This window comes from Williamsia sp. SKLECPSW1 (assembly GCF_054332755.1).
Map to the genome: position 1 here is coordinate 2,294,197 of NZ_JBTGLI010000001.1, position 26,284 is coordinate 2,320,480.

Genomic DNA, 26,284 nt, shown 5'->3' on the forward strand with positions numbered 1-26,284 from the left:
ATACCGATCTGTACTGTCGCGCAGGTGTCATCTCCGCCTGTCGTGCCGATCCGACGACTGTGGATCGCGATCCTGTGCGGATACCTCGCGCTCGGCGCCACGCTGCAGCACCTCCCCGCATATCTCGTCCAGCGATTCGACGCCGGACCTGTGGTGGTCGGCACGGTGATCTCGGCTGCCTTCCTCGCGACGGCGATCGCACGCCCGTACGCCGGTCGCTCGGGCGACCTCGGAGCAAGCCGAGGAGTCGCGACGTCGGGCGCTGTGATCGTCGCGCTCGCCGCTGTTGCGCACCCCTTCGCGCCGACGATCGCCGTACTGATACTCGCGCGCCTGGCGATGGGTGTGGGGGAAGCGCTGCTGTTCTCCGCAACACTGCCGTGGGTGCTCGGTTCGACACCTGAGGGGAGGCGAGGCAGTGTCGCGGGGTGGTTCGGACTGTCGATGTGGTCCGGACTCAGTGTCGGTCCGCTGATCGCGGGACTGACTGAGAATCTGGGCGGTGATCGTGCGGTCTGGGCGACAGTGGCCGCCCTGCCTCTGGTGTCATTGCTGTTGTTGGTCAGCACCAGGAGCTCTCGCGCCAAGACCCCGTGGAGGGGAATTCTCGGTGTCCATCCGCGCGTGCTGCTCCCGCAGGGTGGGGCGCGACCCGCACTCTGCCTCGGGCTGTCCGCCTACGGGTACGGGACCGTGACCGCCCTCCTCATCCTGTACCTGACAACGCATCGCCTCGGCGGCGCGGGGTGGGCGCTGTCACTGTATGCAGCAGCGTTTCTCGGGGCTCGAACCATCGGAAGCCCCATGGTGGACCGATGGGGCGGGCGGAGGATGGCGGCGGCCACAGTCCTGATTCAGGGGGCCGGACTGACGATTGTCGCAGTCGAGTCGACGACGGCGATGATCCTCATGGGCGTCGTCGTGACCGGCATCGGTGTGGGGAGCATCTATCCCGCGACGAGTGCGATGACACTCGCGCGAGCAGAGGACGCTCAGGCCGGGACTGCGATGGGGTCGATGACCTCGCTGTGGGATCTCGGGATCATGTTCGCCGGGCCGGTCGGTGGGGTGGTGGCGGCGACACTCGGCTATCGAGCTGCGTTCGCCGTCGCGGTTGTCGCTGCGATCACGGCGTTCGGAATCGCCGCGCGCGCGAAGCGTCCCAACCTCATCCGGCACCGCTCGCCTACAAGAACGGCTGTGCCGTGATCGATGGAAGGGACGAAGCGTGGCAACGATCAGGCCTGTGACACCCAGGACGCGGAGCAGTGGCGGTCACTCTCCGCGGCGTATCGGGATGTCGACAGACTTCCACCAGACCCTGACGTCGTAGAGACCGTGTGGCGCTGGCTCGTCGATCCCGCTGTCGACTTCTCGGGTCTGGTGGTCGACGAAGAGTCGGTACTCGTGGGTTTCGCCGTCTATCGGTGGTTTCCGCGACCGGCCAGCGCAACGTTCGGTGTGTATCTCGACGATGTGTTCGGCGAGGAGTCCGCACGCGGACGAGGTCACGCGCAGAAGCTGATAGGCGCGATTGTCGAGATCGCACGTGACCAGCAGGCGAGCGTGGTCCGTTGGATCGCGGCTTCGGAGAACGTTCCGGCTCGACGCCTCTACGAACGGGTCGCAACCCGCACTGGCTGGATCACGTACGAGGCCGATCCCCTCTGACCCTCCGCGCATCGACGTCCTGACGATCCGTGAGATTCGTCGCGACCTCCCTGAGAGTTCCGACGACGAGGCCCGTTCGTGTGGACAGCCCCGGCCGTCGGTCGTAGCGTCGAGGAACCCACCACGCCCAGGAGCCCCATGCCGCTGTACGTCTTCCGATGTGCGACGTGCCCCGACGTCGAACGTTCGTTCTCCATGTCCCGGGTTCCCGCCGAGATCGACTGCGCCACCTGCTCGTCGCCCGCGCGGCGTGTCGTCACCGGGGTCGGCGTCGGATCGGATCCGACGGCCACTCGCCTCCTCGATGCGACCGCCGCGACCGCGGAGCGCCCGGCGGTCGTCGGGAACGTCCCCGGACGCCGCGCCGCGCCGCGGCGCGTCTCCACCGACCCGCGACACCGCCGACTACCCCGGCCCTGACATCTCCCGCGCCCGAGATCCCCGACCCACCCCACCGACCGAGGAGTACCCGTGCCCGAGTTGATCTTCCCGCTGGACTCCACGCGGTCGTTCACCGATCAGGAGAAGATCGGCCACAACCGCTGGCATCCCGACATCCCCGCCGCGGTGACCGTCAAGCCGGGCGACGAGTTCCGGGTGCACTGCCGCGAGTGGTTCGACGGCGCGATCGTCAACGACGACTCCGCCGACGACATCCGCGACGCGCCGCTCGACGGTGTGCACGTGCTGTCGGGGCCGATCGCCGTGGAGGGCGCCAAGCCGGGTGACCTGCTGATCGTCGACATCCTCGACCTCGGCCCGATCCCTCAGGAGGACTCGGGACCGCTCGCCGGTCAGGGCTGGGGCTACACCGGCATCTTCCCGACCCGCAACGGCGGCGGCTTCCTCACCGAGCAGTTCCCCGACGCGTACAAGGCGATCTGGGACTTCAGCGGGCAGCGCTGCACGTCTCGCCACGTGCCGCACGTCGAGTTCACCGGGATCGTCCATCCCGGGCTGATGGGGACGGCGCCGTCGAAGGACCTGCTGTCGACGTGGAACACCCGTGAGGCCGCGTTGATCGCGACCGACCCCGAGCGCGTGCCGCCGCTGGCACTTCCGCCGCTGCCGAAGGACGCGATCCTCGGATCGCTCACCGGCGACGCGTTCGAGGCTGCCGCGGCCGAGGCGGCTCGGACCGCTCCGCCGCGCGAGAACGGTGGTAACCAGGACATCAAGAACCTCACCAAGGGCAGCCGGATCTTCTACCCGGTCTTCGTGGACGGCGCGAAGCTCTCCGTCGGCGACCTGCATTTCTCTCAGGGCGACGGCGAGATCACCTTCTGCGGCGCCATCGAGATGGGCGGTTTCATCGACCTGCGCGTCGAGATCATCCCGGACGGCATGAGCACCTACGGCGTCAGCGAGAACGCGATCTTCATGCCCGGCACCACCGATCCGCAGTTCTCGGAGTGGCTGGCGTTCTCGGGGACGTCGGTGACGCTCGACGGCGAACAGCGTTACCTCGACTCGCATCTGGCGTACCAGCGGGCGTGTCTGCACGCGATCGACTACCTGACCAAGTTCGGCTACTCACCCGAGCAGGCGTATCTGCTGTTGGGGGCAGCACCGATCGAGGGTCGGTTGTCCGGCGTCGTCGACATCCCGAACGCCTGCGCGACCGTGTACCTGCCGACTGCGATCTTCGACTTCCCGGTCACACCGAGTGCGTCCGGGCCGGTCACCATCGACCCCGGGATCGGAGCGCCGCACTCCAGCTTCTAGATCAGCGGTGCGGGGCGAGGATGTAACTCATCCCCGGGGTGGTGATCGTCCACCACCACCGGGTGGTGAAAGGTCCACCGGGACCGTTCATGTCCCAGATGTGCACGGCCACGCCGCGACTGGTCGGTACGACGCGGTCGACCCAGCCGACGTGCCCGTAGGGGCTCGCGCCCTGCACGCCGGGTTGGAATACGACCATCGAGTTCGGCTGCGGGACCGGTGATGTCGACCAGCCGGTCGCGCGGGCGTTGCGATACCAGTCCTTGGCGTTGCCGGCCAGTGCTGCGTAGCGGCCGGTGTACGCATGGAACTTCTCCATCGCACCCCATGTGCACTGGCCGGGCATGCCGGTGTTGTAGGTGACCGATGCCCCGAACGTTCGCGGCGCGGGAGCAGCGGCGGCGACGCCGGCGGTCGGCGCGACGGAGTCCGGGACGACGCCTGCCGCCACCCCGAGGAACGCGGTTGCGGCCAGCGCCGCCACCGCTGCGCGGGCGGATCGACGGCCCGCGCGATGAATGATCGACACCACGAGCGACACGATCTCACCTCGGCGGACCGGGCGCACCCTTTTCGTCGCCTGCAGGCCCGCCGCGCGGTCCGCCCGGCTTGTCCTGCTTCTTCTGCTGGCCCGGTGGCTGCTTCGGGGCGGGCGGCGCCGGTTGCTGCTCGACGGTCGGAGCAGGCGCGTCCTCGGTCGTCGTGGGCGTCGCGCTGGTGGTCGTCGTCGTCTCGTCCGGGGTCGTCGGGACGATGCTCGTGACCGTCGTGGTGCCGGCGGGAACGGGATCGTCGCCGCCGCGACACGACACCCCGATCGACAGCACGACGACGATCAGCGCGAGCAGCGCCGCCACCGCGATCAGGATGCGGGTCCGACGTCGCCGCTCCTCGTCGGGTGGCGTGGGCATCTGCAGCGTCATCGCCGTCAGGTTACGACGGGTGGCGGGGCACTCTTCCGTGAACGTCGCGTCCGGTGTCGGGCCCAGTGGGGGCGACCCGTTCGTTGGGCGGTTGGGACCGTTCGTTGGGCGGTTGGGTGCTCGGCGATGTCGGGTACCGCCCAGTCGACGTCTGGAACTGCCCAATCGACGTCGGGAAGCGCCCACTCGACGGTTCCTGCCGCCCAACAAACGGGGGTGCGGGGTCGTGAATGTGTTTGTGCACAAGCATTTTTGGGCCTCGAGGATTGTCGGACCCCTCGTGTACACATGTGCGTATGGAGCACACCGGCACCCTCGACGCGCGGGAGACGCTGCGCGCGATGATCGCTGCGCTCGGTGAGCTGGGGGCGGCGAATGATGAGGCCGAGGCGATCGACCGCATCTCGCTGATGGAGTCGGTCAAAGCTGCGTGTGCGGCGACACAGGCCGAGCAGACCCTGCGGTTGCAGGAGTTGCGGTCCGCGGCGGAGGCCGAGCGGGGTGTACCGGTCGAGCGACGCTGTCGCGGGTTGTCGGCGGAGGTGGCGTTGGCGCGGCGGGTGTCGGGTAACGCCGGTGGCCGGTATCTGGGGTTCGCGCGGGCGATGGGCGAGATGCCCAACACCTTCGCACGTCTCCGAGACGGATCCCTGTCGGAGTGGCGGGCCACCATCCTGGTCCGCGAGACCGCGTATCTGCAGGTGGAGGACCGTCGGGCGATCGACAACGCGCTGTGCGCGGATCCCAAGACGCTCGACGGTGTGGGTGATCGTGCGGTGGAGGCGCTCGCGAAGCGGATCGCCTACTCCCGTGACCCGCACGCCGTGGTCGATCGCAACGCCTCGGCACCGAAGGATCGGCGGGTGAGCCTGCGCCCGAAACCCGATGCAATGGTGCAACTGTCCGCCCTGCTACCGATGACCGCGGGCATCGCCGCCTACGCCGCCCTGAAGAAGCAAGCTGACCTGATCTGTCAGTCCGACGACCGCACCCACGCCCAGGTCATGGCCGACACCCTGCTGCGGCGCCTCACCGGTGTGGCCGTGCCGGCGAAAGTCGCCCTCGCGGTCGATGTCGTCATACCCGCCGACGTTCTCACCGGTGCAAGTGACGCCGCGGCGGATGTTCCCGGCTACGGCCCGATCCCCGCCGCCACCGCACGCGATCTCATCGCCGACGCACTCGACCACGACGCACACGTCGCGCTGCGCAGGTTGTTCGCCGTACCGGAGACTGGGGCGCTGGTCGCGATGGAGTCGACGGCGCGGCTGTTCCCGACAGGCCTACGCCAATTCCTGACCCGCCGCGATGTGTCGTGTCGGATTCCTTATTGCGACGCCCCGATCGCCGAGATAGACCACGCCCATCCCCATCACACCGGCGGCGCCACGGACGCCCTCAACGGCCTCGGTGAATGTCGGACTCACAACCGGCAGAAAGAGAACCCCGGCTGGCAGGTCACCACCGGCCTCGACGACCACGGCCGACACGAAGCCCTCGTCCGCACACCCACCGGCCACGAACACCTGTCGCGGGCTCCCGGCGCACCGCCGGTCGACGACAGTGTTCCCGCCGACCGCGACTCGGGTCAGGCGGCGTGAGCGGCGTGGACCGGCGCGGTGGTCACCACCATGTCCTCCGCCTCGGCCCACGCCCGCGCGCGGTCTGGATCGACATGGGTCAGGATGGCAGCGGCCTGCGCGGTCGCCGCGTCCCGGGCGACGACGCACACAGAGGCGAGATCCGAATGCGGTCGCGACTCGAACGGGCCCCGCGGCAGATGTGCGAGTTCGTCGGCGGAGACGACCGCACGCGCCCAGCCGTCGGGGATCTCCGGTGTCCGGTCGTCGACGCGCCATCCACCGAGCGGCGGGTGGCCGGCGGTGGCGGCGAGCGAACCCACCGTCACCATCACGCCGCACTGGAGGCGGTCGGCGACGCGATGGGCCGCGTGGTCGGCGAAGAACGCGCGACCGGTCGCCATCAGCTCCAGTCGGACGTCGATCGGGACCTCGAGGATCCCCGACCCCAGCCGCGGCCGATGCCAGACGGGCACCGCGTCGTCGGTCGTGATGACGACGGGGGCGGCCGTGTCGGTCGTGAACCGCATGCGGGTGAGGAACCGGTCGTCGGGGATGCTGCTTCGGCGCACCGCCTGGGTGGCGCCGTCGGTGATGTCCGCGAAGTACAAGGCGCGGGTGACGATCTGCTCGAGCACGGCGCTGATCAGAACCGGGGTCCCCGTGGCGGCGTCGACGGCGTGGATCTCGGCCCCGGCGTCGGAGCGGTCGACGGTGAGCGCGACGTTGTGCGCATGACGTGCCACCTCGCGCGCCGCGGAATCGAGCGATGCGGGTTCGGTGACCGACACCGCGATGTCGGTTCCGAGACCGGTGAGTTGTGCGGTGGCGATCATGGCGGGCTCCTGTGCTCTCGTTGTGGTGACACCACGGTGCGCGGCGAACCTGGCCGTCGACTGTGAGCCGCCCGAGAAGCAGGTGTGATCTGGGTCTGAGTCTCCGACGTCAGATCGTCAGATATCGGTAGGCATGGTGGCGAGCGAAACCGAGGCGTCGATACAGCCGTATAGCGCCCAGGTTGTCGTGCTCGACCTGGAGGTAGGCCCGGCCGCATCCCGCCTCGCGGGCACCACGCAGCAACGCGTCGATCACGGCCCCACCGATGGACCTGTTGCGGTGGTCGGGATCCGTCCACAGGCAGGCCACGCCGAGCCACGCGGGGGCGTCGGCAGACGAGGCGGTGATCGCGCCCCGTCCCGTGGCGACAAGCGTCCCGTCGACGTGCACGGACGCGAACATGGCGACCCCGTCGCGAACTGCGCGCAGAACGTCGGCGGCGGCGGACGCGTCGAACTGTCCGGTGCGGTGGCCGATCACGGCCGCCAGCCAGTCGTCGGAGGGAGCGTCCGCGACGACGACGTCGATCGCCGAACCCGCTCCGATCGGCCCCGTCCCACGCGTCATCACGACCGCACGGATCTCGGGTGTGCCGTCGGGGACGGTGCCCGGTGCGAGGAGTCGGTCCACGTCGGCGATCCTCGCCGGGAGGTCGCGATCGGTGTACCAGCGGCGGATCGCGTCGATCGTCGCGGCATCGGCTCGGGACCCGAACCGCAGCGGCAGAGCGGAATTGGCCCGACGCGAGTAGCCGCCCCCCGCGCGCAGCAGCCAGCCCTCGATCTCCGTCTGCTCGATCCCCGGCCACCCGCGTGCGGCGGCGGTCTCCAGTTCACGGATGTCGCTGGTGCGTATCGCGTGGTCCGGCAGGACGCGCATCGAGAGGACGAGACCGCCGGGGATCGCCACGTCCTCCCCGTCGCGCTCGACGACGATGTTCTCGTCGTCGACGGATACGAGGACTCCGGTCACATCGGTGCGGGTCGCCGACGGGTCCCGGCGCCAGTCACCCGGGGCGCCCTCACCTTTCGCGAACCGCACGACGACCCGGTCGCCCGGTGCCCCGTCGGGACGAGGGGTCATTCGTCGGGGTCGTCGTGGCCGAACGGGTCGGGGTCGTCGCCGGGGGTCCATGTCAGACCCGGTGTGCCCCAGCCGTTGCGCTTGATCGCCTTCTTCGCCGCGCGGGCGTTGCGGCCGATCAGGACATCGACGTAGAGCAGGCCGTCGAGGTGACCGGTCTCGTGCTGCAGCATGCGCGCGAAGAAGCCGGTCCCCTCCACGACGACCTCTGCCCCGGTCCGGTCGACCCCGGTCACGCGCGCCCAGTCGGCCCGGCCGGTCGGGAACTGCTCGCCCGGGACCGACAGGCAGCCCTCCTCGTCGTCCTCGGGATCCGGCATGGTCTCCGGGATCTCGGACGTCTCGAGCACAGGGTTGATCACCTCGCCGCGGGTGCGCGAGGACGCACGTGTCTCGCCGGACGGGCAGTCGTAGACGAAGAACCGTCGACCCACACCGACCTGGTTGGCCGCGAGACCGACACCGTGTGCGGCGTCCATGGTCTCGTACATGTCGTCGATCAGAGCGACCACGTCGGCGGGCGGCCGGCCGTCGGCGTCGAGCTCCACCGGCGACGTGGGCTCGTGGAGCACCGGCTCACCGACGATGCAGATGGGGAGAATCGCCATGCGCGAGAGATTACTCGGGACATCTCACGGGTCGGCTCGCCCGCGGCGCACCCGGGATTCCGGCCGCGACCGTGATTAGATACTCCGTGAAACACATCGGTGTAACTCGTCCACGACAGACGTGTCGTGCACCCGATGTGTCCGCAGTGTGTACCTCGAGGGAGCGAGATGGACGGCGCAACCGCGCGTAGCCCGAAGGGGACGGCCGATCAGCCGTCTCCCGCCGACACGACCACACCCCAGGGACCCGAAGGTCAGGTCGACGCGAACGCCGTCGGACCGGACGGGCTGACCCGCCGCGACCACGACATCCTCGCCTTCGAGCGCCAGTGGTGGAAGTACGCCGGGGCCAAGGAGGAGGCCATCAAGGAACTCTTCGGCCTCTCGGCGACGCGGTACTACCAGGTGCTCAACGCTCTCGTGGACCGCCCGGAGGCGCTCGCCGTCGACCCGATGCTCGTCAAGCGTCTCCGTCGTCTGCGTGCGAGCAGGCAGAAGGCGCGTGCCGCCCGCCGTCTCGGCTTCGAGATCACCTGACTCTGTTTGTAGAGTGGCGCCCGTGATGACGCCGGACCGCGACTCCAACCGCCTGCCCTTGCGCGCGGGCGCGATGCTGTTGCTGGCGGTCGCCGTCGTCTTCGTCGGTCTCGGGTGGCATTCGGCGGCCAGTTCGGACAGCAGCCCGGAAGCCGACCTGCGTGCGGCAGCCGCGTCGGAGACGACGTCTGCCACCACCTCCGCGCCCTCGACGAGCACGGGCAGCACCTCGTCGTCGGCTGTTCCGGGTGCGGCAGGGGAGAGCAGCGCCTCGTCGTCGGGCCCCCTGGTCTGCGTCTTCAACGCCGGCACCGTGACCGGTCTCGCCGTCGAGGTGACCGACGAACTCAAGGCCAAGGGATATCGCACCAGCGCCCCCGGCAACCTCTCCACCTCGAGCATCACCGAGAACACGGTGTTCTACACACCGTCGCAGCGCACGCAGGCCCAGCAGGTCGCGTCCGACCTCGGCAACGACGCGAGTGTCGACGCCCGTCCGTCGGCGTTCACCGAGTGCCGTGGCGGCATCGCCGTCGTCGTCCTCACCCGCTGAGTCCGAGGCCACCCCGCCACCCTCGGCGCCGCCCGAAGGTGGGTGGCCGACCGGCCGCGTGCCACCGATATGATCGCCGGGACACATCCGGCCAGGCCCGGCGCCTGCACGCGAGGGAGATCCACCAGCGATGACGTTCCAGTCGACCCACCGCCGTACCGCCCGCCGCGTCACCGCAGCTCTGGCCACGGCCGCCGCCCTCGGCGCCGTCCTCTCGGCGTGCAACTCGGGTGAGGAGCCCACCTCGACGCCGGGCACCACCCCCGCCGTCATCACCGGTGACCAGGCGCCCGGCGGTCTCGGTGTGGACGAGCCCGGCAACGGGCCGTCGGGGTCCGGCACCGGCCAGTCCGAGTCGAGCTCGGGGCTCACCGCGTCGCTCATCTCGCCCTCGGGCAGCCAGGTCGGGACCGCGACGTTCACCAGCGCCGGCTCGGACGCCGTCCGCGTCGACGTCACCGTCACCAGCGGGGTCACCCCCGGCTTCCACGGCATGCACATCCACTCGGTGGGCAAGTGCGAGAACAACAGCGTCGCACCCACCGGCGGCGCACCCGGCGCGTTCCTCTCCGCGGGCGGCCACCTGCAGGTCGACGGTCGTACCGGCCATCCGGCCAGCGGCGACCTGGTGTCGATCATGGTCGACGGCAACGGTCGCGGCGAGACGGTGACCACCACCGACGCCGTCACCCTCGCCGACATCCAGGGCAAGTCGATCATCATCCACTCGGGCCCGGACAACTTCGCCAACATCCCGACCCGCTATGCGCCCGCCCCCGACAGCGAGACCCTCGCCACGGGTGATGCAGGGTCGCGCGTCGCCTGCGGGGTCATCGGACAGGGGTGATCACCCCACCCGGCGGGGGCGTCACACCAGAACCGATCGCGTTCTGCGGGTCACCGGCGCCGACCATCGGGGTGGAGTGGGAGTTCGCGCTGGTCGACAAGGTGACCGGTGAGCTGTCGAACTCGGCGGCCGCGTTGTTCGAGAAGGTCGTCGCGCACGACGACCCCGCGCTGCGACAACGGGTCCACCGAGAGCTGTTGCGCAACACCGTCGAACTGGTGACGGGTGTCTGCACCACGACGGCCGAGGCGATCGACGATCTGCGTGCGACCCTGCGCGTCGTCTCCGGCATGGCCGACGAGATCGGCGTCGACCTCTTCGGAGCGGGGACCCACCCCTACGGCGAGTGGTCCACCCAGCAGCTCACGGACTCACCGCGCTACGCCGAACTCATCGAACGCACCCAGTGGTGGGGACGCCAGATGCTCATCTGGGGTGTCCACGTACACGTCGGGATCGACCGGCAGGAGAAGGTGCTGCCGATCGTCGACGCACTGCTCGCGTACTACCCGCACCTGCTGGCACTGTCGGCGTCGTCTCCGATGTGGTCGGGCACCGACACCGGCTACGCCAGCAACCGCGCCATGATGTTCCAGCAGCTCCCGACGGCCGGCCTGCCGTTCCAGTTCTCGACGTGGGATCAGTTCGAGGCGTTCGTCGCCGACCAGAAGACGACCGGCATCATCGACGACATCAACGAGGTCCGCTGGGACATCCGCCCGTCCCCACGCCTGGGCACCGTCGAGGTGCGTGTCTGCGACGGGGTCTCCTCGCCGGCCGAGCTGGGCGCGATCGTCGCCCTGATCCACTGTCTCGTCGTCGATCTGGACGATCACTTCATGGCCGGGACCCTCCCCCGGGAGATGGCGCCGTGGCTGGTGCAGGAGAACAAGTGGCGGGCGGCGCGTTACGGACTCGACGCGGTGATCATCACCGACGCCGACTGCTCCGAACGCCTCGTCACCGACGACCTCGCCGACATCGTCGAGCGGTTGAGCCCTGTCGCCGAACGGCTCGGCTGCGCAACCGAACTCGCCTCTGTCACCTCGATCATCACCGGCAAGGGGTCCTATCAGCGGCAGCGCGCGGTCCTCGAACGGACCGGCAGGATGGCCGACGTCGTCGCCGCGGTCGTCGCCGAACTCGACCGCGGCTGACGCCGGCACCGACCGTCAGGACGAGGGCCGGGTCGCCTGCTGCTCGAGGTCGAGGGCCAGCAGCGCGATGTGCGCTCGCGAGATGCCCTCCGGCAGCGACAGATCGATGCCCGTGGTCTGGGTGATCCGACGGAGCCGGTAGTCGACGGTGTTCGGGTGGATGTGCATCCGACGTCCGGTGCCCTTGCGGTTGAGGCCCGTGTCGAGGTGGACGCGCAGCGTCTCGAGCAGTTCGGGATGGTTCTCCAGCGGGGAGAGCGTCGCGGCGAGGTGATCGCGGGCGGGCCCCGGACGGGTGATCTGGTACTCGATGAGCAGATCCTGCATCTCGTACAGCCCCGGCGGCCGACGGATCGCACGCACGAGGTCCATCAGTTCGTGCGTCTCCTCCGACAGGCTCGGGATGGTGTCCGTCGGGCCGGTCGACTGGGTGGCGATGATGGGCGCCTCGGCGGTGGCACTGATCTCCTCGAGCAGCGCGCTCGTCAGGCGCGGCATGTCGCCGTCGGCGGGGATGAGCACGGTGCCGCCCTTGTTCGACAGCAGCGACAGCGCACGGCCGTGGAAGAGCGACGCGATCGCCGACTGGACACGACGCAGCTTGCGGCGGGCCGCGATCTTGGTGTTGACCCGGGGGTCGAGCTCGTCGGGGTGGGGCGCGATCGCCATCGACACCACCTGGTAGTGCTGGGCGACCGGCAGACCGGTCTGGCGTGCGACGGCCGACGCGGTGTGGCCGGCCAGGAGCGCCGACATCAGGGTCTGGGTGGCCGAGTGGTGCTGGCCGGCGACGAGGTGGTGCTCCTCCACATACGCCGTCGACACGGCGACGGTGAAGGTGTCGAGCAGGGCCATGACCAGCCGGAACCCCGAGATCAGGCTGCGGAGGTCCGCTTCCGACGCCTGGGCGGCGATGAGGTCGAAACCGACTTTGATGCCCTCGTGGTACGTGTGGATGATGGTGTCGAGCGGGACGCCCTCACGGGCCCACTGGGCGGAGGCCTCGCGCAGCTGCGCGAGCTGGGCCTCGTCGGGCATGGTGCCCTGGTCGAGCACGTCGACGGCCATCCGCAGGCACGTCTGCGTCACCGCGGTGACGTAGACGTGGCTGCGGATGGTCGTCGACGTGCTCGACCAGGGCACCATGCCCGACGAGGCCCAGCTCGCGCAGCTGCGCGAGCTGGGCCTCGTCGGGCATGGTGCCCTGGTCGAGCACGTCGACGGCCATCCGCAGGCACGTCTGCGTCACCGCGGTGACGTCACCGTGGAGTTGTTCCCCGGGCAACGTGTGGCACGGCGCCACGTTGTCGGCGAAGTGACCGACGAGTTGCGCGGCCAGCGCGTTGATGTCGGCGAGGGGCCGCGATGCCGGCCTGCCCGCGACGGTGATGGTGAGCCCTGACGATCGTGTGTCCTGGGCGCCGCTGTTCGACGTCATGATGGTGTGACCCTCCCCGGTCGTTCGCCGCTCATCCCCCACAGCGTGAGACGACGTTACTGTGACGTGAACCATAACGGATCCGGGCGGGCGGGCAAAGGGACCAACCGCACACATCTCGCATCGACGCCTCACTCATGGCGGTCGCGGGTGTCGCGCGGGCGCGTCGCAGATCCCTCGGAGTCGGCGACACGCTGCTCCTGGTAGGCCAGTCGGCCGATCCGGTGGGCGACCACCGGCGCGGTGGCGAGTGCGAACAGGCCCGAGAGGACCAGCATGCCGAAATCGACACTGCCCGAGAGCCGGATCATCGCGGCGATCAGCACGAGCAGGAGACCGAAGGTCTGCGGCTTGGTCGTCGCGTGCATGCGGGTGAGGGTGTCGGGGAACCGCAGCACACCGATCGCGGCCGTCAGTGCCAGCAGTGATCCCGTCAGGACGAGGACGGCGACGACGATGTCGGAGATCATCCGCGGTCACCGCCCTTCTCCTCGGGGACGCCGTCGGCCGCGTCCAGTGCGCTGTCCGCGCGACTCGCGGACGTGATGTCGGCGTCGACATCGGTGCCGACGACGGTCTCCGGGACGTCCTCGTCGGAGGCGTACGCGGTCTCGTCCCGCGGCGGGAGGACGCGGACGACGTCGTCGCGGACACGGAAGCGGGCGATCGCCGCGGTGCCGACGAAGCTGAGCAGGGCGAGCGCCACGACCGCCGGGACGACGGTCGAGTCGAGACTGTAGGCCGCCCAGGCGGCGAGGCTGCACATCGACAGGGCGATGAGGGTGTCCAGAGCGACCAGGCGGTCGAGGGTGCCCGGTCCGGCGAGCACCCGCAGCATCGTGATCGCGGCCGCGGCCGACAACATGGCGGCGGCGGCGATCCACACGACGATCATCGGCCCTCACCTCCTCGGGCGGTGGTCCCGGTCGAAGGGGCCCCGGTCGACGGGGCCTCGGTCGACGGTCGGGTGACGAGCGGCGTCGGCAACGGGCGGTGGAACTCCTCGTCCAGACCGTGGTACGGGCTGGGGTGCCATTCGCTGTCCCGCTCGAAGGCCCGGATGAACAGTCGCTCCACACGCGCCATCTGGGCGTGGAAGTCGCGGACCTTCTTCTCCGACGACACGTCGATGAGGTGGACGTAGAGGAGGCGACGGCGGTGGTCGATCTCGACGACCATCGTCCCGGGCACGAGGTTGATGTAGTCGACCGCCAGCGTCAGGACCATGTCGGACTTGATCGCCACGCGGGCACGCAGCACAGCACTGAGCGGTGCGCGTCCCGGTCGGACGGCGAGCCACGCCACCTCGGCGCTGGAGACGAAGAAGTCGCGGACGAGGAGCGCGACCAGCAGCAGGACGGTCGCGGGGTGGATGCGGCCCTCGACGGGCACGCGGGGGAGCGGCAGCAGCACGAGGATGAGAACGGCGACCGCGATGCCGGCGAGGATGTTGGCCCACGAGATGGTGCCCCACAGCAGCACCCACACGAAGGTCAGCCACGCGATCGTCCACAACCGGACGGCGACCTCACGCCCGTCCGCGCCGAACCACCGCACGAGGTGCGCGTGGTTCTTCACCCACACCCCACCGCGTGTGGCGTGCCAGGCGAAGAACATGAACCCGACCCGCCACAGATGGTGCAGTGATCCCCGGATCCGGCCCTTCGTCGGTGTCGGGCCCATCGGTCGGCTCATCGAGGGCCTCCCAACACGGCGGTGAGGTAGACGCCGCGATCGCTCAGGTCGACCGCGGCGCTCGACGCGAAGTCGAAGATCGGGCCGGCCCAGAACGTCAGGGCGAGACCGGCGACGACCATCATCATCGTCGGGACGACCATGCCGATGGGCATGCGTCCGACGTCGGCGCGGTCGCCGAACGAGACGTCGCCCTCCTCGTCGACGAGGGCCGACGGCCGGCTGTCGGCGAGATCGCCCTCGGGGGCGTCGGCGCGGGGCCGCCAGAACGCCTTGGTCCACACACGCGCCATCACGTACAGCGTGAGCAGGCTGGTGACGACGGAGCCGGCGATGAGGATCCAGGCCAGCACGCTGCCGTCCTGGGTGCCGGCCTCGATGAGCGCGACCTTGCCGATGAACCCGGAGAACGGTGGGATGCCACCGAGGTTGAGGGCCGGGATCAGGAACAGGCCCGCGAGGAGGGGGCTCGCGGCGAGTCCGCCGAGTCGGCGCAGCGAGGCCGAACCGGCCTGCCGTTCGATGAGACCGACGACCAGGAAGAGCGTCGTCTGCACGAGGATGTGGTGCGCCACGTAGTAGATCGCGCCCGACAGTCCGAACCGCGACGACAGCGCCACACCGAAGATCATGTAGCCGATGTGGCTGACCAGGGTGAACGACAGCAGTCGTTTGATGTCGGCCTGTGCGATCGCGCCGAGGATGCCGACGAGCATCGTCAACAGGCCCGCGATCAGCAACACCGAGTCCATCGAGCCGCCGGGGAACAGCAGCGTGTGCGCACGGATGATCGCGTACACACCGACCTTCGTCAGCAGGCCCGCGAACACGGCGGTGACCGGCGCCGGGGCGGTGGGGTAGGAGTCGGGCAGCCAGGTCGACAGCGGGAACACCGCGGCCTTGATGCCGAACGCCACCAGCAGCACGGCGTACAGCGCGGTGCGGGTGCCCTCGGGGACGTCCTGCAGACGCACCGCCATCTCGGCGAGGTTGAGGGTGCCGGTCGCCGCGTAGGCGAATCCGATGCCCGCGAGGAAGATCAGCGACGAGACCATCGAGACCATCACGTAGGACACGCCCGCCCGCACGCGGTCGGGGCTGGCGCCGAGCGTCAGCAGCACGAAGCTCGCGGCGAGCAGCACCTCGAACGAGACGAACAGGTTGAACAGGTCGCCGGCGAGGAACGCGTTGCAGACGCCCGCGGTCAGCGCGAGGTAGGTCGGCAGGAAGATCGAGATCGGCTGCTCGGTCGTGCCGTCGCGGATGCCCTGTCCGACGGCGTAGAGGACGACGCAGAGCAGGACGATCGTCGAGACGACCAACATGAGCGCCGAGAGTTGATCGACCACGAGGGTGACGCCGAGCGGACCGTTGTCCGTCCCCTTGGAATCCCATCCACCGATGTGCAGGGCGTAGGTGCCGTGCCTGTCGGTCAGGTACAGCAGCAGGCACGACGCGACGAACGCGCCGCCGATGGCGCCGATGGTCACCGCCCGCTGCACGCGGGGGCTGCGACCCATCACCAGCGTGAGGGCCGCACCCAGCATGGGCAGCAGCGTGGGCAGCACGATGAGGGTCGCGAACCACGACCGGTCGACGCTCATCGTTTCCGCTCCTCGTCGAGCAGCGACTCGTCGTCGATGAGGTCGTCGGTGTCGGAGTCGTCGTCCGACGGCATGAGGTCGGCCTCGATGTGGCTGCGCTTGCGTTCGCGGATCTGCTCCTGCGACAACGGGTTGCCCTCGTCGTCGAACATGTCGCCCGCGGAGGTGTCGACGCCGGTGAGCGGGTCGTCGCTGCGGTCGCGGTCCGGTGCGTCCGACAACGACTGCGCCGAGACCTTCTTGTCCTCGGGATCGTCGGGCACGTCGTCGTCGGTGTTGATGGTGAACGAGCGGTAGGCGAGCGACAGCACGAATGCCGCCACACCCATGGTGATGACGATCGCGGTGAGCACCATGCCCTGGGCGAGAGGGTCGGCGTCGGCGCCCCGGTTGTCGGATCGGCGACCGTAGATGGGCGGGTTCCCCATGCTGCCGGAGAGCACGATGATCATGAGGTTGATCGCGTTGCCGACGAGCAACAGGCCCAACAGCATCCGGATCAGGCTGCGTTCGAGCAGCATGTACACACCGCAGGCGGCGACGAGCCCGACGACGACGAGCAGTCCGAGGTTCACGGGTGTGGGGTCGACGGTCATGGGGTGGTCACCACCTCGCCCGCGTGGCCCGTCGGCGACGTGGTCGCCGTCTCCTCGATGTCGAGGCGGGCACCGAGGCTGCGGAGCACGTCGAGCACGAGTCCGACGACGATGAGGTACACACCGAGGTCGAAGAACAGGGCGGTGACGAACTTGATGTCGCCGAGGACGGGCAGGGTGACCTCCACGGTCGCCGACGACAGCGCCGGTGCGCCCAGGAGGACCGACACGATGGCGGTACCGGCGGCGAAGGCGAGGCCGACGCCGAGGATGCGACCGGCGTCGAACGGGATGGTCTCGCCGAGTTCGTAGCGACCGCCGGCGAGGTACCGCAACACCAGTGCCATGCCCATCGTCAGACCCCCGGCGAAACCGCCGCCGGGTGAGTTGTGACCGGCGAAGAAGAAGTACAGGGAGAGCACCACCATCGTCGGGAAGATGAGGCGAGTGGTCGCCTCCAGCACCATCGACCGGTGCCGCGGGTCACGGAGTTCGCTGCCGCGCAACCACGTGGTGCGGGCGAGTGGCATCGGCGGTTCGGGCGGCGTGCTCGACGTGTCCTCGTCGACGGTCTCCGGGTCGGCACCCTGGTGGCGCGCCGCGTCGGCGACACGCGGGGCGGCGCCGAAGCGACGGTGCCGGAACACCATCGACGCCACCCCGGTCGCCGCGACGAGCAACACGCACACCTCGCCGAGGGTGTCCCACGCGCGGATGTCGACCAGCAGGACGTTGACCGCGTTCGCGCCGTCGCCGAACTCGTAGGCCGCACGCGGGAGCTCGGAGGCGACGCCCGGACCGGTGCGGGCCGCCGCCGCGAACAGGCCGACGACCACCAGCAGGACACCGAAGGACAGCGCGATCAGCGCCCGCAGCGGGCGGAAGCCGGTGAGGTGCCGCTTCTCGGTCTCGGCGGGGAGCTTGCGCAGCACCAGGACGAAGATGACCAGGCTGAGGGTCTCGACGAGGAACTGGGTGAGTGCGAGGTCGGGGGCACCGTAGAACGCGAAGATCATGCCGCAGCTGTAACCGGTGATCCCGACGATGAGCGTCGCGGCGAGACGGTTGCGCAGGATGGTCGCGGCGATGGCCGCCGCCACCATGATGACGCCGATGATGATCTGGATCGGCGAGTCGAAACCGGCCACCGACAACCGGTTCCGGTTGCCGAGGAACAGTGCCACGAGCGGGGTGACGACGAGTGTCACCATCACGACACCCTGGGTGACGGGGAGCGAACCGGTCTGGGTGACCCGGGTGAGCGCCAGCGATGCGACGTCGGCTCCGCGCAGCACCGCGTCGTAGATGCGGTCGGCGTTGCCCAGGGGCGGCGTGGTGAACCCGAGGCGGCGACGCCGGGCGCGCAGGACCACGAAGGTGGTGACACCGCCGACGACGACGATCGCGGTGAGGCCGAGGGCGGGGGTGAACCCGTGCCAGATCGCGAGGTGCTCGATCTCGTGACCGTGTGCGGGCAGTGTCGTCGCGTACCGCTCGAGGACGTCGCCGATCGGCGAGGCGAGGAACCCGGCGACCACACCGGCGACGGCGAGCAGTGCGGCGGGGACCACGAACAGCGGTGACGGCTGGTGCATCCGTGCGACGGCCGCGCTCGGTGTGGTCTGCACCTTGCGACCGAAGCCGCCCCACAGGAAGCGGACCGTGTACGCCATCGTGAGGACCGATCCGACGACGACGACCGCGGTGAGGACGCCGCCCTCCCAGCCGCCCACGCCGGAGTACCCGAGCAGGGCGGCGAGTGCCGCCTCCTTTCCGATGAAGCCCATCGTGATGGGGAGACCGGCCATGCTCGCCGACGCCAGGGTGGCGATGATCGCGAGTGCCGGTGCCGCCGAGCCCAACCGCGCCAGTTTGCGGATGTCGCGGGTGCCGGTCTGGTGGTCGATGATGCCGACGACCATGAACAGGCACGCCTTGAACAGGGCGTGGGCGATCAGCATGGCGACGCCGGCCAGCGCGACGTTCGCGTCCCCGACGCCCACCAGGACCATGAGGAAACCCAGTTGGGAGACCGTCCCGAAGGCGAGGATGAGTTTCAGGTCGAACTCGCGCAACGACCGCCAGGCGCCGAGGACCATGGTCAGGCCGCCCAGCCCGACGCACAGGATCTGCCAGGCGAGCAGGTCCGAGTACCCCGGCGCGAGGCGGGCGATGAGGAAGATGCCCGCCTTCACCATCGCGGCGGCGTGCAGGTACGAGCTGACCGGTGTGGGGGCGGCCATCGCACCGGGGAGCCAGAAGTGGAACGGCACGATCGCCGACTTGCTGAGCGCGCCGACGACGATCAGCACGATCGCCACGGTGACCGCGGTCCCCGACGGCGGGGACGCGATCACCGCGGAGAGCAGGTAACTGCCCGCCCGCTCGCCGAGGATGATGATCCCGGCCAGCATCGCCAACCCGCCCGCCGTGGTGACCAGCAGCGCCTGGGTGGCGGCACGACGCGAAGTCGCGCGCTGGGCGTAGAAGCCGACCAGCAGGAACGACAGGACGGTGGTCGCCTCCCAGAAGATGTAGAGGACGATCATGTTGTCGCTGACGACGAGGCCGAACATGGCGGCGGCGAACGCGACCATCTCGGCCCCGAACCCCGCGACGCGACGCCGCACCCGGTGCCGCGCGGTCGTCTCGTCGTCGTTGTCGAAGTACTCGGCGCAGTAGCAGAGGACGAGTGCCCCGACGCCCAGGACGAGGACCGACATGACGGCCCCGAGGGTGTCCATCCGGAGGTCGATGTCCATCCGCAGCGCCGGCACCCAGGAGACCCGCTCCACCCAGGGATCGCGGTCGGTGGGCCAGCGCGTGAGCACGACGACCGTGGCCGCGGCCGGGACGAGCGCGAGGACGTAGAAGCCGCGGCGTCCGAGCCAGGAGAGGATCGCGGGTGCCGCGCCGGCCGTGGCGGCCAGCGCGAGCAGGATGGCGATCACAGGGCACTCCGTCTCGTCCGGCGTGGGCGGGGTGTCACGGGCCGCGCTGCCTGATGCTGCTGCTGATCCGCGGTGACGAGTCTACCGGGCGTGTCCGTTTGTGGCGGTGTCGGCCCGGCGCACCCGCGCAGGTGCCGGTAGGTTGCCCCCTGGCGAACGGAGGACATCATGCGAACCATCTCGACCGCTGCCGCACCCCGCGGCGCCGGCCATCGTCGGAGTCGTCAGGTGGTGCTGTCGGTCGTCGCCGTGCTCGCGCTGTGCGGACTCGTCGGCGCCTGCGGGTCCGGGTCGGACAAGCCGGCGACGTCGACCGGGCCGTCGGCGCTGTCGCTGCCGAACGACTTCCCGCGCTCGGACGTGCCCGTCCTCGACGGCACCCTGCTGTCCGCCGGGGGAACGGCCGACGAGGGCTGGAACCTCACCGTGCAGGGCCCGGCGAACGCGACCACGGGTCTCGACGACGCCGTGGGCGACCTGACCCGTGCGGGGTACACCGTGCAGCAGCGGACCACCGACGGCGGCAACAAGGTGGTGGTCCTGACGGCGACGAAGTCGGGCACGCGCTACACCGTCGAGGTGGGCAGCGTCGCCGGCTCGGCCGGAGGCGGGAACTCGGTGTTCTACCAGGTGTCGCGCGGCTGATCGGACCGTCAGGGCCGGCCCGGCCGCCGCAGGCCCAGCCGGGTCTGTGATCGGGTCGGGCGGGTCCGGTCGCCGCGGGCGGCCCGCCGCTCGGCGCGTCGTTCCGACGGCGCCTTGTCCCACATGTGCGGCCGCTCGGCGGCCCACCGGCTCGCGCGCCACGCGAACGGGATGTGCACGAGATACCCGGCGATGAGCAGCAGCATCAGCAGGTAGGGGAACGTCACGAGCAGCGCGGCACCGATCGCGACGACGATGAGGATGCCCGCGAGCTGATGCGGGGGCACCGACACCGACTTCACCGAGATCGTCGGGATCCGGCTGACCGCCAGGCCCGCGGAGACGAGCAGCCACGCACCGACGGCCGTCGTCGACGTCCACCACCCCAGCCCGAACTGCTGCTCGCACGCCACCGGGAGCAGTGCGATGATGGCCGCCGCGGGCGCCGGGACGCCCACGAAGTAGTCGCGGGTGTAGGTGGGCGCGTCCATGTCGTCGTCGAGGATGTTGAACCGCGCGAGACGTAACACGATGGCGCACACGTAGATCAGGACGATCACCCATCCGGCGTCCTGTCCGCGCAGCAACAGCAGGTACACCGTGAGCGCGGGGACCACACCGAAGTTGATGGCGTCGGCCAGCGAGTCGAGTTCCGCGCCGATCCGGGTGGTGGCGTCGAGGAGTCGCGCGATCCGCCCGTCGACACCGTCGAGGAGGGCCGCGGCGGCGATCATCCCGACCGCGAGGTCGACGCGGTCGTCGAGGGCGAAGCGCGCCGCGGAGAGGCCCGCGCAGATCGCGAGGACCGTGATGGCGGACGGCACGAGGAGTCGTCCGGCGGCGAGGTCGGGGACACGGCGGTCGGCGCCGACACGACCGGGTGTGCGCCTGCGGGCCTCGGGTGCACCCGGGCGACGCAGAGCGCGGCGGCGGCGTGTCCCGGAGCCGGGCCGGGCCGCCCGCTGCTGGACCACTAGAGCCTGGCCAGGACGGTCTCGGCACCGACGGCCCGCTGGCCGGGCAGCACGACGGGTTCGGTCCCGACCGGCAGGTAGACGTCGACCCGGGAACCGAACCGGATGAGGCCGTAGGTCTCACCGAGTTCGACGCGGTCGCCTGCGCGTCTGTCGGTGACGATGCGTCGGGCGATGAGCCCGGCGATCTGCACGACCCCCACGTCGGCGCCGCCGTCGGTGTGGATGTGCATACAGGTGCGCTCGTTCTCGGCGCTGGCCGCCGGCAGGTCCGCGGACAGGAACCGACCCGGCGTGTGGGTCACCGAGACCACCTGACCAGCGACGGGACTGCGCTGGACGTGCACGTCGAGGATGCTCAGGAAGGTCGACACCCGCGGCAGGGGCTCGACGCCGAGACCCAGCTCGGGCGGGGGCACCGCGCTGTCGACGAGCGTGATCTCCCCGTCGGCCGGTGCGACGACGGAACCGGCCGCCGTGGGCGGGACGCGGTCGGGGTGGCGGAAGAACGCGGCGCAGGCGAGCGATGCGGTGATCGCGGGCGTACGGATCCATCGGGTGCGGCGGCCCGCGATCGCCACCGCCGCGGGCGCGGCGATGAACGGCAGCCCGGCGCGGTGGATCGGGGGCAGGGTGTGGCTCACGAGTTCGACGACGTGGGACAGGCCCTGCGTGTGACGGGTGAGTCGGCCGCGTTCCCCGACGGCGGCGCCCGGGACGGCGGAGGTGGCGGGCTTCGGGCGTCGTGCCACGTGCCTCGACCATCCCTTCCTCGTCGGCGCATGTCCGCGAAACGGATCTTCCGGGTCGCCAGCCTAACGGCTCCCGCCCGCCACCGCGGAATCGTCGGGTGGGATCCGCCCACCTCAGTCGTCGAGCAGCAGGACGTCGACGCTGTGCCCCGCGGAGACGTCGGCGGTGCCGGCAGGGATGTCGATGAGTGCGTTCGCCGAGGCGAGGTAGCGCAGGTGGTGCGACGAGGGCGGTCCGATCGGGTGCACGCGCAGCGACCCGTCGCCGTCGGTCTCGACGACCCCGCGCCGGAACTGACGCTTGCCCTGCGGGGAGCGGAGGTCGTCGGTGAGGACCGCGCGTGCCCGGGGCCGCTCGCGGGGGAGGCGGATCGCGTCGCGCAGGGGCGGCCGCACGAAGACCTCGAAGGACACCTGCGCGCTCACCGGGTTGCCCGGGAGGGTGACGATCGGGACGGCCCGGCCCGATGCGGCGGTGTAGTGACCGCAGCCCTGCGGCATGCCGGGCTGCATCGCGACCTTCACGAAGTCGACGTCGTCGCGCTCCAGGGCGTCCTTGACCACCTCGTAGGCACCGGCGCTCACCCCGCCCGAGGTGAGGACCAGGTCCGGCGGGTCGTCGGAATCGACGATGGCGTCCAGATGGGCGCGGAACTCCTCGACGTCGTCGGGGACGAAGTGCAGTGCGGTCGCCCGCGACCCGGCCGCCGTCAGCGCGGCGCACAGCATGGCGCCGTTCGACTCGTGGATCTGTCCGTGCCGCAGGGGTTGCCCGGCCGCCACCAGTTCGCTGCCGGTCGAGAGCACCACCACGTGCGGACGGGCGGGGACCTCGACCTCGGCGATCCCCAGTGCGGCGAGCAGGCCGATCTGCGGGGCGCGCAGGACGGTCCCGCTCTCGAGGGCGAGGTCGTCGGCGGTGATGTCGGACCCGGCCCGACGCACGGATGTGCCGGGGCCGACCGCGCGTCGGACGGAGACGGTGTCGGTGCCGCCGTCGGTGTACTCCACCTGCACGACGGCGTCGGCCCCATCGGGCATGGGGGCGCCCGTCATGATGCGGTGCGCCGTGCCGGGGGCCAGTGTCAGCTCGTCGGTCCGGCCGGCCGGGATGTCCTCGGCGACGGGCAGGCGTACCGGTGCGTCGTCGCAGGCGCCGGCGACGTCGCCGGCCCGTACCGCGTACCCGTCCATCGCGGAGTTGTCGAACCCGGGCAACGCGATCGGGGCGCGGATGTCGGCGACGGTGACACGCCCCGACGCCTCGCCGATCGGGATGCGCACGGCAGGGGGGACGGCGAGGAGCTCGGCGACGACCCGCGCGTGCTCCTCGACCGGACGGAGGGTCTCGCCGGGGCGCAGCGGGTGGTCGTGACCGCTCACGCCGAGGTGCCCGTCGCGGCGAGCCGACGCAGGAACAGGGCCTCCGACAGTGCGGTGCGCGCGATCTCGTCGGGATCCACGCTCTCGTCGCTGGCGTGGATGCGGCAGCGCGGCTCCTCGACGCCGAGCAGGGCGATCTCCGCGTCCGGTCGGATCTCCGACAACACGGTGCACAGCGGGATCGACCCGCCCTGTCCGGAGTGGACGACCGTCCGTCCGTATGCCTCCTCCATCGCCGCCGTCAGCGCCCGGTACCCGGGGCCCGTGGTGTCGGCGGAGAACGGCGCACCCGCCGCCTCGGGCTCGACCGTCACCCGGGCGTTCCACGGGATGTGTTCACGCAGATGGGCTTCCAGCGCCTCGCGGGCGGTGGTGGGGTCGATGCCGGGCGGCACCCGCAGGTTGAGCATCGCGGCGGCGTGCGGCGCGATCGCGGACGCGGCGTTCGTGGTCGACGGTGCGTCGATGCCGATCACCGTGACCGCGGGCCGCGCCCACACCATGTCGGCCGGCGGCGCGGACCCGACGAGATCGACACCGTCGAGAACGGTCGCGTCGGACCGGAAGGTGTCCGGGTCGTACGGGACGCCGTCGAACTCCCCGGTGGCGTCGAGTCCGTCGATGGTGGTGTTCCCGGCGGCGTCGCGCAGGCTGGCGAGACCGGCGACGAGCGCGGCGAGAGCATCGGGGGCGGCCCCGCCGAACTGCCCGGAGTGCACACGCGACCCGAGTGTCTCGACGGTGACCTTCACGTTGACGACGCCGCGGAGGCTGGTGGTCAGGGTCGGTGTGCCGATGGCGACGTTGCCCGTGTCGCAGACGAGGATCACGTCGGCGTCGAACAGGTCCGGCTGATCCCGCGCCAGCCGGTCGAGTCCCTCGCCGCCGGCCTCTTCCGATCCCTCGACGATGACGCGGACGCCGACCGGGAGGCCGGAGTCGCCGACCGCGCCGAGTGCCCGCAGCGCGGTCAGATGGGCGATGACGTTGCCCTTGCAGTCGGCGGCGCCGCGGCCATACCACCGGCCGTCGCGGTCGGTGAGCGTGAACGGCGGCGACGACCAGTCGGCCTCGTCGACGGGCTGGACGTCGTGGTGGGCGTACAGCAGGACGGTCGGGGAGCCGTCGGGTCCGGGGTGGTGGCCGATGACGGCGTGGCTCCCGTCGACGGTGCACAGCGTCGAACACGGCACCCCGGCCTCGGTGAACGCGTCGACGACCCACTGCGCCGCGTCGCTGCACGCCTGCTCGTGGCCGTCGGCGCCGTGGACCGACGGGAACGCGACCAGCTCGGCGAGATCGGTGCGGGCGCGATCCATCAGGTCGGCGACGACCGGGGCCAGTTCTGACGGGGCGGATGAGGTGGTGGCCGGGTCCGGCGTCGAGGACATGTCAGCCAGCATGCCAGTGGCAGGCGTGGTGCGACCGGTACAGGGGGCGACTAGATTCGCGTCATGACCGGGTTGCTGCTGGACATCGACGGGGTGCTCGTCACCTCGTGGCATCCGCTGCCCGGCGCGGTGGATGCGCTCGAGGCCCTCGAACGTCGTGGTCTGCCGCGGATGTTCCTGACCAACACCACGTCGAAGTCGCGGCAGCAGATCGCCGACGCTCTCACGTCCTGCGGTCTGCGGGTCGCCGCCGACGAGATCCTCTCCGCCGCGCGACTCACCGCGGAGTTCCTCGGCTCCGAGTACCCGGGCCGTCGCGTGTGGGTGATGAACAAGGGGCCGATCGCCGAGGACATGTCCGGTGTCGAGATCGTCGACGGACCCGACGCTGATCCCGAGGTGGTCGTACTCGGTGGGGCGGGACCGGGATTCACCCACGAGGCGATGTCGCGGGTGCTGCAGATGATGCTCGACGGCACGCCCGTCGTCGCGATGCACCGCTCGATGACGTGGTCGACCGACGACGGTGTCAAGATCGACACCGGTGTCTACCTCGAGGGTCTGGAGAAGGCTGCAGGACAGTCGATCCGGGCGATCGGGAAGCCGTCGCCCATCGGCTTCCGCGCCGCTGTCGACATGCTCGGGATGGAACCGACGTCGGTGGTCATGGTCGGCGACGACCTGCACAACGACGTGCTCGGCGCGCAGGCGTCGGCGCTGCGGGGTGTCCTGGTGCGGACGGGCAAGTACCGCGCCGAGGAACTCGATCGTGTCCTCGCCGACGAGTTCGGGCCTGTGCCCGACCATGTCATCGACTCGGTCGCGGATCTGCCGGACCTGATCGAGTCCCTCGACGCCTGAGGGCTCAGCCGCGTTCGGCCGCGGCCTTGATCTTGGTGAGCGTCTCGCGCATGCCCTCTTCCAGTTCGGCGTCGAACGACTCGGTCCCGCCCATCGCCAGGCCGATCAGTGTCGACGAGACCTTCGTGGTCCGGCCGTCCTTCGCCTCGCGGCGCTCGGTGAGCCGCACACCGCCGTCGATCGGGGTGATCTCGAACCCCCAGACCGTCCGGTTCTCGGTGATCCGGTAGGCGATCTGCTTGTTCGGTTCGAAGCGCACCACGGTGGCGGTGGTCGGCCACGCCAGCAGACCCCGCCTGTTGACGTTGATCGTCTTGGTGCCCAACCGGACCGACCCACCGCGCACGATCACCTTGCGGCACTGCGGACTCCACTCGCCCATGCGCCGCAGGTCGGACACGATGGACCACACCTTCTCCGGGGTGGCGGCGATCTCGGTCGAGTGCTCGAGCAGCGGGGCGGCCATGGTGACT

General features: G+C 70.3%; 28 protein-coding genes and 1 pseudogene. 12 read left to right on the top strand and 17 right to left on the bottom strand.

Annotated elements, in window-relative coordinates; all coding sequences use genetic code 11:
• Window positions 1–24 precede the first annotated feature (24 nt).
• The 4 genes from ACXVUM_RS10700 (at window position 25) to fmdA (ending at window position 3,396) form a co-directional block, all read left to right on the top strand.
• Window positions 25–1,209 carry an MFS transporter gene (locus ACXVUM_RS10700; protein WP_458521768.1) on the top strand — a complete coding sequence of 395 codons (1,185 nt, stop codon included), beginning with the start codon at window positions 25–27 and terminating at the stop codon, window positions 1,207–1,209.
• 3 nt (window positions 1,210–1,212) lie between these two features.
• The gene (locus ACXVUM_RS10705; protein WP_458521769.1) at window positions 1,213–1,671 is read left to right on the top strand and encodes an N-acetyltransferase family protein; all 459 of its coding nucleotides are present in this window, start codon (window positions 1,213–1,215) and stop codon (window positions 1,669–1,671) included.
• A gap of 138 nt (window positions 1,672–1,809) precedes the next feature.
• Window positions 1,810–2,091 (top strand): FmdB family zinc ribbon protein, encoded by a 282-nt coding sequence (locus ACXVUM_RS10710; RefSeq protein ID WP_458521770.1) that lies wholly within the window; start codon window positions 1,810–1,812, stop codon window positions 2,089–2,091.
• Between the two features lie 51 nt (window positions 2,092–2,142).
• The gene (gene fmdA / locus ACXVUM_RS10715; RefSeq protein ID WP_458521771.1) at window positions 2,143–3,396 is read left to right on the top strand and encodes a formamidase; all 1,254 of its coding nucleotides are present in this window, start codon (window positions 2,143–2,145) and stop codon (window positions 3,394–3,396) included.
• A gap of 1 nt (window position 3,397) precedes the next feature.
• On the opposite strand, the gene ACXVUM_RS10720 is transcribed toward fmdA, so the two are convergent.
• Both ACXVUM_RS10720 and ACXVUM_RS10725 read right to left on the bottom strand, forming a co-directional pair.
• Window positions 3,398–3,937: a CHAP domain-containing protein gene (locus tag ACXVUM_RS10720; protein WP_458521772.1), complete on the bottom strand. Its 540-nt coding sequence runs from the start codon at window positions 3,935–3,937 to the stop codon at window positions 3,398–3,400.
• A 4-nt stretch (window positions 3,938–3,941) separates the two neighbouring features.
• On the bottom strand, window positions 3,942–4,319 hold the full coding sequence (locus ACXVUM_RS10725) for a hypothetical protein (protein ID WP_458521773.1): 378 nt from the start codon (window positions 4,317–4,319) through the stop codon (window positions 3,942–3,944).
• A gap of 296 nt (window positions 4,320–4,615) precedes the next feature.
• Between ACXVUM_RS10725 and ACXVUM_RS10730 the strand changes: the two genes are divergently transcribed.
• Window positions 4,616–5,920, top strand: coding sequence for an HNH endonuclease (locus tag ACXVUM_RS10730; RefSeq protein WP_458521774.1), 1,305 nt, complete (start codon window positions 4,616–4,618; stop codon window positions 5,918–5,920).
• On the opposite strand, the gene ACXVUM_RS10735 is transcribed toward ACXVUM_RS10730, so the two are convergent.
• The 3 genes from ACXVUM_RS10735 to ACXVUM_RS10745 all read right to left on the bottom strand — a co-directional run bounded on the left by ACXVUM_RS10735 (window position 5,908) and on the right by ACXVUM_RS10745 (window position 8,427).
• Window positions 5,908–6,735, bottom strand: coding sequence for an FAD:protein FMN transferase (locus ACXVUM_RS10735; RefSeq protein WP_458521775.1), 828 nt, complete (start codon window positions 6,733–6,735; stop codon window positions 5,908–5,910). The genes ACXVUM_RS10730 and ACXVUM_RS10735 overlap by 13 nt on opposite strands.
• A 109-nt stretch (window positions 6,736–6,844) precedes the next feature.
• A complete protein-coding gene (locus ACXVUM_RS10740) occupies window positions 6,845–7,819 on the bottom strand; it encodes a GNAT family N-acetyltransferase (protein WP_458521776.1) in 975 nt (324 codons plus the stop codon).
• On the bottom strand, window positions 7,816–8,427 hold the full coding sequence (locus tag ACXVUM_RS10745; RefSeq protein WP_458521777.1) for a peptide deformylase: 612 nt from the start codon (window positions 8,425–8,427) through the stop codon (window positions 7,816–7,818). The genes ACXVUM_RS10740 and ACXVUM_RS10745 overlap by 4 nt, the downstream gene beginning before the upstream one ends.
• Before the next feature lie 168 nt (window positions 8,428–8,595).
• Here ACXVUM_RS10745 and ACXVUM_RS10750 point away from each other — a divergent pair, with 168 nt between their 5' ends.
• The 4 genes from ACXVUM_RS10750 (at window position 8,596) to ACXVUM_RS10765 (ending at window position 11,521) form a co-directional block, all read left to right on the top strand.
• Complete coding sequence (locus ACXVUM_RS10750) at window positions 8,596–8,964, top strand: DUF3263 domain-containing protein (RefSeq protein ID WP_458521778.1); 369 nt, start codon at window positions 8,596–8,598, stop codon at window positions 8,962–8,964.
• Window positions 8,965–8,989: 25 nt separating this feature from the next.
• Entirely contained in the window at window positions 8,990–9,517 is a 528-nt protein-coding gene (locus ACXVUM_RS10755; RefSeq protein WP_458522848.1) for a LytR C-terminal domain-containing protein, read from the top strand.
• 130 nt (window positions 9,518–9,647) lie between these two features.
• On the top strand, window positions 9,648–10,364 hold the full coding sequence (sodC, locus tag ACXVUM_RS10760) for a superoxide dismutase[Cu-Zn] (protein WP_458521779.1): 717 nt from the start codon (window positions 9,648–9,650) through the stop codon (window positions 10,362–10,364).
• Window positions 10,361–11,521, top strand: coding sequence for a glutamate--cysteine ligase (locus ACXVUM_RS10765; protein WP_458521780.1), 1,161 nt, complete (start codon window positions 10,361–10,363; stop codon window positions 11,519–11,521). Before sodC ends, ACXVUM_RS10765 begins: the two co-directional genes overlap by 4 nt.
• Window positions 11,522–11,536: 15 nt before the next feature.
• Here the strand turns inward: ACXVUM_RS10765 and ACXVUM_RS10770 are convergent, their stop codons facing one another.
• Window positions 11,537–12,667, bottom strand: coding sequence for a PucR family transcriptional regulator (locus ACXVUM_RS10770; RefSeq protein WP_458521781.1), 1,131 nt, complete (start codon window positions 12,665–12,667; stop codon window positions 11,537–11,539).
• Here ACXVUM_RS10770 and ACXVUM_RS10775 point away from each other — a divergent pair.
• Entirely contained in the window at window positions 12,636–12,923 is a 288-nt protein-coding gene (locus ACXVUM_RS10775) for a hypothetical protein (protein ID WP_458521782.1), read from the top strand. The genes ACXVUM_RS10770 and ACXVUM_RS10775 overlap by 32 nt on opposite strands.
• A gap of 167 nt (window positions 12,924–13,090) precedes the next feature.
• Here the strand turns inward: ACXVUM_RS10775 and mnhG are convergent, their stop codons facing one another.
• From mnhG to ACXVUM_RS10805, 6 genes and pseudogenes are all read right to left on the bottom strand, one after another.
• Window positions 13,091–13,429, bottom strand: a complete 339-nt coding sequence (mnhG, locus tag ACXVUM_RS10780) for a monovalent cation/H(+) antiporter subunit G (RefSeq protein WP_458521783.1) — start codon at window positions 13,427–13,429, stop codon at window positions 13,091–13,093.
• Window positions 13,430–13,599: 170 nt separating this feature from the next.
• A pseudogene (locus tag ACXVUM_RS10785) lies at window positions 13,600–13,854 on the bottom strand (monovalent cation/H+ antiporter complex subunit F); the annotation flags it as partial.
• On the bottom strand, window positions 13,851–14,654 hold the full coding sequence (locus tag ACXVUM_RS10790; protein ID WP_458521784.1) for a Na+/H+ antiporter subunit E: 804 nt from the start codon (window positions 14,652–14,654) through the stop codon (window positions 13,851–13,853). The pseudogene ACXVUM_RS10785 and the gene ACXVUM_RS10790, both read right to left, overlap by 4 nt.
• Complete coding sequence (locus tag ACXVUM_RS10795; RefSeq protein ID WP_458521785.1) at window positions 14,651–16,258, bottom strand: Na+/H+ antiporter subunit D; 1,608 nt, start codon at window positions 16,256–16,258, stop codon at window positions 14,651–14,653. Before ACXVUM_RS10795 ends, ACXVUM_RS10790 begins: the two co-directional genes overlap by 4 nt.
• Entirely contained in the window at window positions 16,255–16,854 is a 600-nt protein-coding gene (locus tag ACXVUM_RS10800) for a Na(+)/H(+) antiporter subunit C (RefSeq protein WP_458521786.1), read from the bottom strand. Before ACXVUM_RS10800 ends, ACXVUM_RS10795 begins: the two co-directional genes overlap by 4 nt.
• Window positions 16,851–19,805, bottom strand: coding sequence for a Na+/H+ antiporter subunit A (locus tag ACXVUM_RS10805; protein WP_458521787.1), 2,955 nt, complete (start codon window positions 19,803–19,805; stop codon window positions 16,851–16,853). The genes ACXVUM_RS10800 and ACXVUM_RS10805 overlap by 4 nt, the downstream gene beginning before the upstream one ends.
• Window positions 19,806–19,973: 168 nt before the next feature.
• Here ACXVUM_RS10805 and ACXVUM_RS10810 point away from each other — a divergent pair, with 168 nt between their 5' ends.
• The gene (locus tag ACXVUM_RS10810; RefSeq protein WP_458521788.1) at window positions 19,974–20,450 is read left to right on the top strand and encodes a hypothetical protein; all 477 of its coding nucleotides are present in this window, start codon (window positions 19,974–19,976) and stop codon (window positions 20,448–20,450) included.
• 8 nt (window positions 20,451–20,458) lie between these two features.
• Here the strand turns inward: ACXVUM_RS10810 and ACXVUM_RS10815 are convergent, their stop codons facing one another.
• The 4 genes from ACXVUM_RS10815 to ACXVUM_RS10830 form a co-directional block, all read right to left on the bottom strand.
• Window positions 20,459–21,424 (bottom strand): CDP-alcohol phosphatidyltransferase family protein, encoded by a 966-nt coding sequence (locus tag ACXVUM_RS10815; protein ID WP_458521789.1) that lies wholly within the window; start codon window positions 21,422–21,424, stop codon window positions 20,459–20,461.
• Window positions 21,424–22,176, bottom strand: a complete 753-nt coding sequence (locus ACXVUM_RS10820; RefSeq protein WP_458521790.1) for a phosphatidylserine decarboxylase — start codon at window positions 22,174–22,176, stop codon at window positions 21,424–21,426. The genes ACXVUM_RS10815 and ACXVUM_RS10820 overlap by 1 nt, the downstream gene beginning before the upstream one ends.
• A gap of 114 nt (window positions 22,177–22,290) precedes the next feature.
• Window positions 22,291–23,559, bottom strand: coding sequence for a molybdopterin molybdotransferase MoeA (moeA, locus tag ACXVUM_RS10825; protein WP_458521791.1), 1,269 nt, complete (start codon window positions 23,557–23,559; stop codon window positions 22,291–22,293).
• Window positions 23,556–24,950, bottom strand: a complete 1,395-nt coding sequence (locus ACXVUM_RS10830) for a M20/M25/M40 family metallo-hydrolase (protein WP_458521792.1) — start codon at window positions 24,948–24,950, stop codon at window positions 23,556–23,558. Before ACXVUM_RS10830 ends, moeA begins: the two co-directional genes overlap by 4 nt.
• Window positions 24,951–25,013: 63 nt before the next feature.
• Here ACXVUM_RS10830 and ACXVUM_RS10835 point away from each other — a divergent pair, with 63 nt between their 5' ends.
• Window positions 25,014–25,811 carry an HAD-IIA family hydrolase gene (locus ACXVUM_RS10835; RefSeq protein ID WP_458521793.1) on the top strand — a complete coding sequence of 266 codons (798 nt, stop codon included), beginning with the start codon at window positions 25,014–25,016 and terminating at the stop codon, window positions 25,809–25,811.
• A gap of 4 nt (window positions 25,812–25,815) precedes the next feature.
• Here the strand turns inward: ACXVUM_RS10835 and ACXVUM_RS10840 are convergent, their stop codons facing one another.
• Window positions 25,816–26,277 carry an SRPBCC family protein gene (locus ACXVUM_RS10840; RefSeq protein WP_458521794.1) on the bottom strand — a complete coding sequence of 154 codons (462 nt, stop codon included), beginning with the start codon at window positions 26,275–26,277 and terminating at the stop codon, window positions 25,816–25,818.
• Between the last annotated feature and the right edge of the window lie 7 nt (window positions 26,278–26,284).